At 67.6% G+C, this 12003-nt stretch carries 12 protein-coding genes and 1 tRNA gene; 5 read left to right on the top strand and 8 right to left on the bottom strand.

The window, feature by feature from the left end; genetic code table 11:
- The first annotated feature begins 66 nt into the window (after nucleotides 1-66).
- The 5 genes from cobA to MKP08_RS07300 all read left to right on the top strand — a co-directional run bounded on the left by cobA (nucleotide 67) and on the right by MKP08_RS07300 (nucleotide 3990).
- Nucleotides 67-825, top strand: a complete 759-nt coding sequence (gene cobA / locus MKP08_RS07320) for a uroporphyrinogen-III C-methyltransferase (protein ID WP_241553224.1) — start codon at nucleotides 67-69, stop codon at nucleotides 823-825.
- On the top strand, nucleotides 822-1118 hold the full coding sequence (locus MKP08_RS07315) for a DUF2849 domain-containing protein (protein ID WP_241553221.1): 297 nt from the start codon (nucleotides 822-824) through the stop codon (nucleotides 1116-1118). The genes cobA and MKP08_RS07315 overlap by 4 nt, the downstream gene beginning before the upstream one ends.
- On the top strand, nucleotides 1118-2746 hold the full coding sequence (locus MKP08_RS07310) for a nitrite/sulfite reductase (protein ID WP_241553219.1): 1629 nt from the start codon (nucleotides 1118-1120) through the stop codon (nucleotides 2744-2746). Before MKP08_RS07315 ends, MKP08_RS07310 begins: the two co-directional genes overlap by 1 nt.
- 76 nt (nucleotides 2747-2822) lie before the next feature.
- Complete coding sequence (locus MKP08_RS07305; RefSeq protein ID WP_241555558.1) at nucleotides 2823-3215, top strand: DUF934 domain-containing protein; 393 nt, start codon at nucleotides 2823-2825, stop codon at nucleotides 3213-3215.
- 1 nt (nucleotide 3216) lies between these two features.
- Entirely contained in the window at nucleotides 3217-3990 is a 774-nt protein-coding gene (locus MKP08_RS07300; protein ID WP_241553218.1) for a phosphoadenylyl-sulfate reductase, read from the top strand.
- 1 nt (nucleotide 3991) lies between these two features.
- Here MKP08_RS07300 and MKP08_RS07295 read toward each other — a convergent pair whose 3' ends face one another.
- From MKP08_RS07295 to MKP08_RS07260, 8 genes are all read right to left on the bottom strand, one after another.
- Entirely contained in the window at nucleotides 3992-4900 is a 909-nt protein-coding gene (locus MKP08_RS07295) for an NAD(P)-dependent oxidoreductase (protein WP_241553217.1), read from the bottom strand.
- Entirely contained in the window at nucleotides 4897-6018 is a 1122-nt protein-coding gene (proB, locus tag MKP08_RS07290; protein WP_241553216.1) for a glutamate 5-kinase, read from the bottom strand. The genes MKP08_RS07295 and proB overlap by 4 nt, the downstream gene beginning before the upstream one ends.
- 35 nt (nucleotides 6019-6053) lie before the next feature.
- Entirely contained in the window at nucleotides 6054-7115 is a 1062-nt protein-coding gene (gene obgE, locus MKP08_RS07285) for a GTPase ObgE (protein ID WP_241553215.1), read from the bottom strand.
- A gap of 165 nt (nucleotides 7116-7280) precedes the next feature.
- Nucleotides 7281-7356, bottom strand: a tRNA-Ala gene (locus tag MKP08_RS07280).
- 105 nt (nucleotides 7357-7461) lie between these two features.
- Entirely contained in the window at nucleotides 7462-8517 is a 1056-nt protein-coding gene (locus MKP08_RS07275; RefSeq protein WP_241553214.1) for a hypothetical protein, read from the bottom strand.
- Nucleotides 8518-8702: 185 nt separating this feature from the next.
- Entirely contained in the window at nucleotides 8703-9449 is a 747-nt protein-coding gene (locus tag MKP08_RS07270; RefSeq protein WP_215228758.1) for a Bax inhibitor-1/YccA family protein, read from the bottom strand.
- Nucleotides 9450-9602: 153 nt separating this feature from the next.
- Nucleotides 9603-10103, bottom strand: a complete 501-nt coding sequence (locus MKP08_RS07265) for a YbjN domain-containing protein (protein WP_215228759.1) — start codon at nucleotides 10101-10103, stop codon at nucleotides 9603-9605.
- 149 nt (nucleotides 10104-10252) lie between these two features.
- Nucleotides 10253-11974, bottom strand: a complete 1722-nt coding sequence (locus tag MKP08_RS07260) for an SPOR domain-containing protein (RefSeq protein ID WP_241553213.1) — start codon at nucleotides 11972-11974, stop codon at nucleotides 10253-10255.
- Nucleotides 11975-12003 lie beyond the last annotated feature (29 nt).

Below are 12003 nucleotides of genomic sequence, written 5' to 3'. Positions count from 1 at the left end.
TCAGCTACCAGAGCGGCCACGCATTCTCGTTGGTGAAGGTCGCCGGGCGCGCGCATCTATCTTCGCATGCAAGATTGCGGAACCATCCACCTCGTCGGCGCGGGTCCGGGCGACCCCGACCTGCTCACGCTGCGCGCGGCACGTCTGATCGGGCGAGCCCGCCTGATCGTGCACGACGGGCTCGTCTCGCCCGAGATACTCGCCCTCGCCCGTTCCGACGCCCGGCTGGTCTCCGTCGCGAAACAGCGCGCGCGCCATACGCTGCCGCAGGAGCAGATCAACGCCCTGCTGGTCCGCGAAGCGCGCGCCGGCCACGATGTCGTGCGCCTCAAGGGCGGCGATCCGTTCGTCTTCGGTCGCGGGGGCGAGGAAGCCGAGGCGGCGCGAGCGGCGGGCGTCCCGGTCGCGATCGTGCCCGGCATCAGCGCCGCGAACGGCGCGGCGGCGGCGGCGCAAATCCCGCTGACCCATCGCGACGCCTCCAGCATCGTCAGCTTCGTTGCCGGTCAGTGCAAGGGTCTGTCCGAACAGGACTGGGCCGGGCTTGCCGGGCCGGGCCGCACGCTGGTGATCTATATGGGTGTGAAGACGGCACCGCAGATCGCCGAAAAGCTGATGGCGGACGGCCTTGCGCCCGACATGCCGGTCGCGGTGATCGAGAACGGCGCGCGGCCGGAGATGCGCGTGTTGCGCGCGCCACTGGCTGGTCTGCCGGACTTGGTCGTGGACGAACAGGTCGTGAGCCCGGCGCTGATCGTGATCGGCGCGGTGTCCGCGCGCACCGACACCGTGCTCGCACAAACGGCGATGGAGGCGGCGCTGTGATAATCCTTACCGGCAACGATTTGAAAACCGGCGCGGTGGTGTGGTGGACCGGCAGAGCCTGGTCGCTCCAGGTGGACGACGCGGTGGATGTGGGCGATCAGGCCGACGCCATCGCGCGCACCGAAGAGGCTGCGCGGCACGTCAACGTGCCCTACGCGATCGAGGCGGAGCAGACCGGCGACGGCGTGCGGCCCGCGCATATCAAGGACCGCGTCCGTGCGCTCGGCCCAACCGTACGCCCCGACCTTACTCTCAAGCCCGCCGATTCCGAAGCCGGCAACTGGGTGATCTGATGTATCGATACGACCAATACGACCAGGCGATGGTCGACGCCCGGGTGGAGGAATTCCGCGACCAGGCGCAGCGCCGGCTGGACGGCAAGCTGACCGAGGACCAGTTCAAGCCGCTGCGGCTGATGAACGGCCTCTACCTCCAGCTCCACGCTTACATGCTGCGCGTCGCAGTGCCTTATGGCACGCTCAGCTCAACGCAGATGCGCGCGCTGGCTGACATCGCGGAGAAGTACGACCGCGGTTACGGCCATTTCACCACCCGCCAGAACATCCAGTACAACTGGATCAAGCTGGAGGATGCCGCCGACATCCTCGCCGATCTGGCGAAGGTGGAGATGCATGCGATCCAGACCAGCGGGAACTGCATCCGCAATATCAGCTCCGACCATTTCGCCGGCGCCGCCGCGGACGAAGTCGCCGATCCGCGCCCCTATGCCGAGCTGCTGCGCCAATGGTCGAGCTTCCACCCCGAATTCAGCTACCTGCCGCGCAAGTTCAAGTTCTGCGTGATCGCGTCGGAAACCGACCGCGCGGCGATGCGGCTGCACGATATCGGCATCCGGATCGTCGAGCGTAATGGCGACCTCGGTGCGCAGTTCTACGTCGGCGGCGGCATGGGCCGCACCCCGATGATCGCGCCGCTGATCCGCGACTTCGTGCCGCTCGACCAGCTGATCACCTATGCCGAGGCGTGCCTCAGGGTCTACAACCGCCACGGCCGGCGCGACAACAAGTACAAGGCGCGTATCAAGATCCTGGTCCACGAGCTGGGCGCGGAGGAATACACCCGCCAGGTCGAGGAGGAGTTCGCACACCTGCTCGATCAGGGCATCGAACCGCCCCTGGCAGAGCTGGAGCGGATCAAGGGCTATTTTGGCGATCCGGACCTGCCGGCTTCGAACGACGAAATCGATCGGTCGGACCCCGAATTCGCGCTGTGGGTCGACCGCAACACCCATCCGCACAAGGTGCCGGGCCACGTCGCCGCGGTGATCTCGCTGAAGCCCGTCGGCGGCATCCCCGGCGATGCCACCGCGGAACAGATGCGTCTGATGGCCGACCTCGCCGAGCGCTATTCCCACGACGAGCTGCGGGTCATGCACACGCAGAATATCGTACTGCCCCATGTGGCCGAGGCCGATCTGGCCGCGATCTGGAAAAAGCTCGCCGAAGCGGGGCTTGCCGCACCCAATCTCGACACGGTGGAGGACATCATCGCCTGCCCGGGGCTAGACTATTGCAGCCTTGCCAATGCTCGCTCGATTCCCGTGGCGCAGAAGATTTCGGAGCGGTTCGCCGCCACCGGCAAGACCGGCGAGCTCGGTCAGCTCAAGCTGAAGATTTCCGGCTGCATCAATGCCTGCGGGCACCATCACGCGGGCCATATCGGCATTCTCGGCGTCGACCGGAAAGGCGTCGAGAACTATCAGCTCCTGCTCGGCGGCAGCGAGGCGGAGGATTGCTCGCTGGGCAAGATCACCGGCCCCGGCTTCGACGAGCCGGGCGTGGTCGATGCGGTCGAAACCGTGACCGACCTCTATTTGCGCGAGCGCACCGATGGCGAGCGCTTCCTCGATACCTATCGCCGCATCGGCATGGAGCCGTTCAAGGAGGCGCTGTATGGCTAACGCGACCCAATCCCCCGGCGAAGGGGGGCTCGGCACCGGCCGCGACGAAGTGCAATTCCGCTTCCGCGACGACGCGATGGCCGACCATGGATCGGTAACCGTCGACAGCTTTGTGGCGGCGGGCGGCGGCGCGGCGGTACGGATCGAACCCGGCGACGACGCGCGCGAGCTGTTGCCCTTGCTTGCCAAGCTAAAGCTGGTCGAGGTCAATTTTCCCAGCTTCGGCGACGGGCGCGGCTACTCCGCCGCCCGCATCCTGCGCGAGGCTGGCTATACCGGAGAACTGCGCGCGGTGGGCGACGTGCTGGTCGACCAGATCGCCTATATGCGCCGCTGCGGGTTCGATGCCTTCGCGCCCGATCACCCGCTGGACGAGGCCGATGTCGAGGCGGCGCTTGCCCGTTTCCCGCACGTCTATCAGCCCGCCGCGGACCGGGCGCGCCCGATCTGGAGCCTGCGCCATCAATGAGATGCGCGCCATCGACCGGCTCGAGACGAGCCCGCGCTTTTCCGAAGGCGACGCGATTGCGCTGAACCGGCGCTTCCGCGCCGACGATTCGGCGGACATGTTGCGCGCGCTGGTCGATGAAGGCGCGGCGGGGCGCATCGCGCTCGTCTCCAGCTTCGGCGCCGAAAGCGCGGTGCTGCTGCATCTGGTGGCCGAGGTCGATCCATCGCTGCCCGTCCTGTTCCTAGATACCGGCAAGCATTTTGCCGAGACGCTCGCTTATCGCGATACCCTGGTCGATCATCTCGGCCTGACCGGACTGCGCGTCCTGACGCCCGATCCGGCGGATATCGCCGCGCGCGACGAGAGCGGCCTGCGCTGGTCCTACGATCCCGACGGGTGCTGCGAATTGCGCAAGGTTCGCCCCCTCGCCCGCGCGCTGACCGGTTTCGACGCCACGCTGACCGGGCGCAAGGCGTTCCAGAGTGGCACCCGTGCGAACCTGCCCCGGTTCGAGATCGACACGACCGACGCTGCGGGTCGGCTCAAGATCAATCCGCTGATCGATTGGGATGCGGATCGCATCGCCGCCTATATGGCCGAGCACGAGATGCCCGCCCATCCGCTGGTCGCGAAAGGCTTCCCCTCCATCGGCTGCTCCCCCTGCACCAGCGCGGTCGCGCCGGGCGAAGACCCCCGATCGGGGCGGTGGCAAGGCTGGGACAAGGTCGAATGCGGCATCCACACCGACGGCGAGGATGGCGGCGCGTCGTCCGGGCTGGAGCCCTTCCTCTAGGCTAGAGCCAGCCCTGCTCGCGATACCAGCGCGCGGTGGCCGCGAGGCCGGACATGGTCGCGATCTCAGGCTTCCAGAGCCGTTCGGGGACAGCCCGCTCGCGCGCCGCCACCCAATCGCGGTGGACGAGATAGCCGACGCGGTCCGGGGTCAACCGCGCCTGCGTTCCGCGCATTGCCAAATCGAGGCGCGCGCCCAGTTCCATGAGCGGTCGCGGCAGGTTCAGGCCGACGACCCAGTGGCCCGTTGCCTTCCCGATTGCGTGGGCCAGCTCGCCATGGGTCCATCCGCCCTTGCGCCCGTCGTCGGGCTCTAGGATTTCGCCCCTCGCCCCTTCGCCGCGCGGGATCAGTGCGATCAACAGTCGAGCCAGATCGTCCACATGGATCAGCGAGCTACGGCCCGCCGGCGGCAGGGGCAGGACATGCCATTTCGCGGCCCGGAACATCTGCAGATAGTCGACGTCGCGCGGGCCATAGACGCCAGGGGGGCGCACGATCGTCCATTCCATGTCGCTGCTCGCGACGATTTTCTCAGCCCGGCGTTTCGACGCACCATAGGCCGACAGCTCTGGTTCGCGTGCGGCGAGCGAGGAGACAAGGACGAAGCGCCGCACCCCCGCCTCGCGCGCCGCCTTGACGATATTGAACGTCCCCTCGGCATTGGCGATCTGGAAGTGTTCGGGCCGCGTCCCGCTGGTCAGCCCGGCGATATGGATGACCGTCTCGGCCCCTTTCAACAGGTCCTCGAGCGCGAAACCGTCGGTCAGGCTGCCCTCGACCCATTCGAACCCGGGTCGGTCCGTGGGCGGCGTGCGGGCGAGGACGCGCGCGCCGGTCCCCTCGGCCGCCAGCCGGTCGAGCAATGCCTGTCCGACGAAGCCGGTTCCTCCGGTGATCGCCAGCGTCACAGCAGCACCAGATGGTCGCGGTGAATGACCGCGGAGCGGGGCGCATGGCCGAGCGCGGTGGACTGATCCTCCGCCCGCAGCCCCATGATCGCGCGACAGGCGGCGGCGTCGTATTCGACCAGCCCCTGTGCGATGGCCCGCCCCGACGCTCTGGCCACGCGAACCAGATCGCCGCGCCCGAAATCTCCCTCGACCGCCACGATCCCGGCGGCCAGCAGGCTGGCGCTGGTCGTCAGCGCGCGCGCGCAGCCCTCGTCCACCGTCAGCGTGCCTGCCGGCGCGATGCGACCGCCCAGCCATCCCTTGCGCGCCGCGGCCCCCTCGCCGGGCAGGAAGAGCGTCCCGATCCCGTCGTCCAGCGCGCGCGCGATCGGGGCGCCCTCGCGCCCATTGCCGATGGCGAGCGCGATCCCGGCGCGGGTCGCGATTTGGGCCGCGGCGATCTTCGCCTGCATCCCGCCCGAGCCGAGTCCGGAACCCGAGCGGTCGCTGGCCATGGCGCGGATCGTCTCGTCGATCGTCTCCACTACCGAAAGCCGCGTCGCGCCCGCCTCGCGCGGATCGCGGTCGTAGAGCCCGTCGACATCGGACAGCAGCAGCACTGCATCGGCCCCCGCCGCCTGCGCGACCCGGGCGGCAAGGCGGTCATTGTCGCCGAAGCGGATTTCCTCCGTCGCGACGCTGTCGTTCTCGTTCACCACCGGCACCGCGCCCAGCTCCAGCAGCCGCTCCAGCGTAGCGGAGGCATTGAGATAGCGCCGCCGGTCTTCCAGATCGCCCAGCGTCACCAGCATCTGAGCCGCGGCGAGACCGTGCGCGTCCAGCGCTGCGTCCCAAAGTCGTGCGAGCGCGAGCTGCCCGCGCGATGCGGCGGCCTGTGCATCTGCCAGCGTCGCGCGCCCGCCCCGCTCCAGCCCGAACTGCGCCGCGCCCAGCGCGATCGCTCCGGAACTGACCACGACGACCTGCTGGCCGCTCTTGCGCATGGCGGCGATTTCCCCGGCGAGCGCCCGCAGCCAGGCGGCGCGCGGCTCACCGCGCTCGACCAGCAGGGCACTGCCGATCTTCAGCACGACACGGCGCACGCGGCGCAGGTCCTCAAGGGTGGCGATCGCCATCTATCCTCGCGTCTAGAGTCCGCGCGGCGGTCGCGTCAATCGAGCGGCGACCAGGGGGCGGGCTCGGCCTCCGCCTCTTCCTGTTCGGAGCCGCGCGTTTCCGTGGCAGTGCGTTCGGGCAGGTAGCCGAGAACGGCGTCGAGCAGTCGTTCGATGCCTTCCCCGGTGGCACCCGAGACGACGAAGACCTCGTCCGCGCCCGCTTCCTTCAACTCCTGGGCGAACGCCTCGCCCAGTTCGGCATCGGCGAGGTCCAGCTTGTTGAGTGCGATCAGGCGCGGCTTGTGCGCGAGATCGGCGCCGTAGGCCTCCAGCTCGCCCTCGACCGTCCGCAGCGCCGCCACCGGATCCTCGCCCGCGATGTCGACCAGATGAATCAGGACGCGGCAGCGTTCGATGTGGCCCAGGAACCGGTCGCCGATCCCCGCGCCCTCGGCCGCGCCAGCGATCAAGCCGGGAATGTCGGCGAGAACGAACTCGCGCGCCTTGTGGCGCACCACGCCCAGCTTGGGGATCAGGGTCGTGAAGGGATAGGCACCGGTCTTGGCCCCCGCGTTAGACACCGCGTTGATGAAGGTGCTCTTGCCCGCATTGGGCAGGCCGACCAGGCCGACATCCGCCAGCAGCTTCAGCCGCAACCAGACCCACATCTCCTGCCCCGCCTCGCCCGGCTGGTGCTGGCGCGGCGCACGGTTGGTGCTGGTCTTGTAACTGGCATTGCCACGTCCGCCCATGCCGCCTTCGAGGAAGACGATACGCTGCCCGACTTCGGTGAAATCGGCGAGCACCTCTTCCTTATCCTCCGACAGGATTTGCGTCCCCACAGGAACCTCGATCACGAGATCGTCCGCGCCTGCTCCGGTGCGGTCTTTGCCCATGCCGTGCGCGCCCCTGCTGGCCTTGAAATGCTGCGCATAGCGGAAGTCGATCAGCGTATTGAGGCCGGGCACCGCTTCGAACACGACATCGCCCCCGCGCCCGCCATTGCCGCCGTCAGGACCGCCATATTCGATATATTTCTCACGCCGGAAGCTGACCGCGCCGGGCCCTCCCGCGCCGGAGCGCACGTAGATTTTGGCCTGATCGAGAAAATGCATCGTGGCGAAGTAGTGATTTTCGAGGGGTTACGCCAGCGCCGGGGTACTTGTTTTCGCCTAAAGCGCCGACAGCGCCAGCCAGTCCTTTGGCTATCCTCGCACCTTTCGGCGCTGCGGATGGCCCGTCGGCCCCGAAAATCCAGGACTTGCTCGAAGATAAAAACCTGGTGGAGCCGAGCGGGATCGAACCGCTGACCTCGTCATTGCGAACGACGCGCTCTCCCAACTGAGCTACGGCCCCGTTCCAGGTTTTCCAGGCGGCGGGAGCAGTCTCCCGCATTGCCAAGGAGGGCGCCCTTAGCGAATGCGGAGAGGTGCTGCAAAGGGTTTTTGCCGCGAATTCCTGCTACTGTCCGAGCGGCTGGCCCTGCATCGTGGGTTCCTCCTCGCCATCCGTCGATCCGTCTGCCGGATCCTCGCCCGGGAGGGTCAGCGACGGGCCTACCTGCGCCTGCGGCGCGGCACCCTCGCCGGGCAATGCCAGCGCGGGTGTCGCATCGCTCGCGGCAGGCTCCGCGGGCGTTTCGGCCATGACCGTTGCACCGGGAGCTGGTGCCTGCGTGGCACGGGGATAGGGTTCGCTCGCCAGAGCGGTGGTTGCGCCTTCTCCCGCTGCGATAGCCGGCTGCGCAGGCGCAACCGTATCCGCCGAAGCGAGTCCGGTTCCGGTCGCCCCCATACCCGGTGTGGCGACACCTGTATCATTGCTGGTGAAGACGACCGCGGACTGTACGGTCTCCGGCGCATACCGTGCGTCCCATTGCGCCACAGCCACGCGATAACTCTCGAACGCGCTGAAGAACTTCTCAAACGCGGCCTGGATCTGCGGCAGCGCACCTGCCGCGAAGGCATCCAGCGACCCGGGGGCAACGGACAGCGCGGATTGGCTGATCTGCATAGCCGCGTCGCAGAAATATTCCTGCGCCGGCGGCATCGCGAAATAGTTGTAGACCCTTGTGTTGTAGCTGTCCTGTGCTGCGCGTGCCTCGCGCACGGTGTCGTACCGTTCGCGGAATTCCTTCTCCACCGCCGTGTTGGTGGCGCGCAGCGGCTTCTCGAAATTCTTGAGGAAGATCGTGTAGTTCGGGATCATCGCGGCATATTGCGGATCGACGCAATTGAGCGCTGCGACGTTGAGCGCAGAACGCAGGTTCCAAGTCACCTGAGCTTGCGAGATATCGCTATTGACCGTCTGACGCACCCCATTGGGGCCGACCGGCGGGATCAGCATCGTGGCGGCAGCGCCCAGCGGCGGCGTGGGACGCGGCGGGATCACCACCGGGGGAGGCGGCGGCGGCGGCGGGGGCGGAGGAGGCGGCGGGGGCGTGGCGCACGCGGCCAGCGCGGCGAGACCGGCCAGCGCAACGATGAGGCGAGATGCGCGTGACAGTTCGGAATTCATAAAAATCGGGGCTCCCTCCGGCAATGCCGTTTTGTCTATTGCCGGGGGCATGGCCCAGCGCTGAATGGGCACCCTAATCGCTTGGTCCGGATATGAAAATGCCCGGAATGCGCTTGGGCACTCCGGGCACGATGAACTGAGTCTTTCCTGCCGCAGTCCGTTGGACCGCGAGCATCAGGCATGGATCAACCGCGCGAGTTGCCCATGAACCGAAGCAGGAAGAGGAACATGTTGATGAAGTCGAGATAGAGGTTCAGCGCCCCCATGATCACGACCTTGTCCATCATCTGTGTCCCGCGCACCTGGCTGTAAATCGCCTTCAGCTTCTGCGTATCGTAGGCGGTGAGGCCAGCGAAGATCAGCACACCGAGGAAGCTGATCGCCCACATCAGGCCGGTCGACTGCAGGAACATATTGATGACCGAAGCGATGATCAGGCCGATCACACCCATGATCAGGAAGCTGCCCATGCCCGACAGGTCGCGCTGGGTGGTGTAGCCGTAGAGACTGAGCCCGGCGAACGCGCCCGCCGTGGCGAAGAACGTCGCCGCGATCGAACCGCCGGTATAGACCAGGAAAATGGTCGACAGCGACAGACCCATCAGGAACGCGAAGCCCCAATAGAGCGCCTGCAGCGTCGTCTTCGAGAACTTGTTCATGCCGAAGCTCATCGCGAAAACGATCGCGAGCGGCGACAGCGCGACCAGCCACATCAGCGGGCCACTGGCGAAGGTGTAGGCGAGGCCGCTGCGCGCGGTGAGCAGCGCAACGACGCCGGTCAGCAGCACGGCCGAGGCCATGTAGTTGTAGATCGAGAGCATGTACTTGCGCAGACCCGCGTCGAAGGTCGTGCGCGATGCGACGTCGCTCCCCGCGCGCGGTACGGCGCGGAAGCCGCCTTGCGTTCGTTGCGGGTCGTTCCAATCGGCCATGTCTAAGTCCTACTCCTCAAGATCGCGCGAGTGGCGGATTGCCCCTGCGCTGTCAGTCGAATATCGGGCGTATCCGCCGGAAATTCAAGCTTCGTGAGGCAGAAATGCCACGCCCGCCATTAACCATCGCTGAGTGGCGGGAAAGCGCCCTGCTCAGGCCTCTCCCAGCGCGTCGATCAGCGCCGCTTCCAGGGCTTCGCGCGGCGGCTTGTCGCTCCACAGAAGGAACTGGAAAGCAGGATAGAACCTGTCGCATTCCTCGACCGCAGTTTCGACCATCGCCTGCGCCTGCGCCAGCGTCAGGGTGTTGTCGTCTCCCAGCATCGCCCCGTGCCGATAGACCAGGATTCCGCCATCGGACCAGATATCGAAATGGCCGAGCCAGAGCTGCTCGTTGATCAGCGCCAGCAATTCGTGCGCTCCGGCTCGTTTGTCGGCCGCGACACGGATGTCGGGCAGGCACAGCAATTGCAGGACCCGGTCGTGCCCGCGCCAGATCGCGCGCAGTTGATAGGTCGACCAGGCCCCCTTGATTTCGCCGGCGAAATCGTCGGTCTCGCTGGCGGCGATATGCCATCCGCGCGCGTCGAACAGCGCGGCGAGCATCTCCATCGGCGGGGCGTCGTCGGCCAGCAGGGCGGCGTTAGCGAGCATGGGATTTACCATAGCGATCGGGCATGGCCGCTACATCGCTTGCCGACCCCTCCGCTGGCAACCTGGCGAGGCCACCGCGGCTGGGGAAATTCGCCCTTCCCTGTGAAAACCATGTGCACAGCTTTCCGGGGAAAACCGGTTCTATTCCCCTAGCTTAGCGGGGCGATCTCCTCGCCCGCCCGACTGGTGAAGAGGAAGCCATCGATCCCCGCTTCCTTTAGTTCGTCGAGCGCGGCGTCGGCTTCCTTGCGGCTGGTGTAAGGACCCGCGAGCAAGCGATTGGCCTCGCCCCACGGGGCCGTGAACGGGCCCTTCCCATCGAGAACCTTGCCCGCCTTCTTCGTGAAGCGTCGCCAATCCCATCCCAGCGCATCGCGATCCTTCCCGGTCGCGACCTGCACCCAGATGCGGCTGGGATTCGCTGGCTTGGCCGGTTTGGGCAGCTCCGCCTTTGCGGCCGGTTCGGGTTCGGGTGTCGGCGCGACCTCGCGGCGGACCTTGATCCGCGTGATGTCGACCGCGTTTCCGGGCCGGGCGCGAATCGGATCGGCGGGCAGAGTGAGATCGGCGAAGGCGCTCGCCACGCTGGCCGCTGGAGCCGGCGCAGATGCCGGTGCGGACGTGGGACTCGGCGCAGGCTCCGTCGAGGCCGACCGGCCTGTCTGGGCGAGCGGCGTATCGGGCACCTTGCTGAGATCGAAGCGAGGCGCGGAGGGGGCGCTCGCGGCGACCGTCACCCCTGCCGGGGCCGGCGTTTCGTCGTCGGGCAAGATGAGAGCCGGCGCGGGCGCGGCGTTGGCCGAGGTAGCGGGCTGGACCGCGGCGGCGGTCACGGGCGGCAGTTCGCCGCGCGGTCGACCCGCTTCCGCCACGCGGACACCGGCCTGCGTGGTTTCGGCACGTGCCCGCTCGGGCTTGGACTTGGGCGCAGAAGCGGCCGCGAGCTTGCGCGCAGGCGTAGCGGCCTTGGCTGCCGGGGCAGCTTGCGTCACCGCCGGACCGAGCGGCGCGCCGCTGGGACGCAGCCGGGCCTCGGCTGCTCCAAAGGATCCGGCGGCCGAGGCAATGCGCGGATCGTCGCGTCCGATCTGCGTGGCGCGCGGGAACACGCCCAGGTTCGCGGCGGCGGCCTGCTGCGCCGCAGTCAGTTGCGGCATGTAGCGCAGATAGGGGGTCAGCTTACGCGCGGTCTCGCGCGGCATTGCCGCTTCCAGGATTGCCACGGCGGCCTCGCCATCCCCCAGAATGGCCAGCCCGAACGCGCGCGCACGAAAGGCGGCGGGGTCCTGCAGGTCCAGCAGCGGACGCAGCGTCGATTCGAAGGCCGTCCGATCCCCGCCGATGGCATAGCTCAGGGCAAGGCGACGCCTGACCTCGGGGTCGTCCGACAGGTCGAGCGCGGTATGGTAGTTACGCTGCGCGTCCTTCCCCGCACCGACGAGATCGTAGGCCAGGCCCCGCTCCCCCGCGAGGCGCGTGATGGCAACGCCCGCGCGCTCCGCCTCGTCGAACAGGCGCAGTGCCTCGACCGGGCGTTGCTGGCGCGCATAGGCCGCGGCAAACCCCGCCTTGATCCGCGCATCCTGGGGCGAGAGTTCCTGCGCACGACCGAAGAACCCGAGCGCGGCATCGGTGTCGCCCAGTTCGAGCGAGGCGACCCCGGCATCGATCAGCGCGGTGACGTCCTTCGTATCCTGCGCCAGCCGCGAAAGCGCCCGGGTAAGATCGGCGGAAGTCTGCGCGGGAAGCGGCTGCACGACCTCGCGGCTGACCATCCGAGTCTGCGCATGCGCCGGGATGGCCACACCCGCCACGGTCAGCGCCAGCGCCACCGGTGCCAGCGCGAAGGGAGTTGGGAACGCTCGGATCATGAATCGCATATGCCCCGACGCGTATAGCG

It is taken from the genome of Erythrobacter sp. LQ02-29 (genome assembly GCF_022576075.2).
In the GTDB taxonomy this organism is placed as follows: Bacteria; Pseudomonadota; Alphaproteobacteria; order Sphingomonadales; family Sphingomonadaceae; genus Alteriqipengyuania.
Note: the sequence above shows the minus strand (reverse complement) of the source record. Positions and strands in the feature narration are given on the sequence as shown.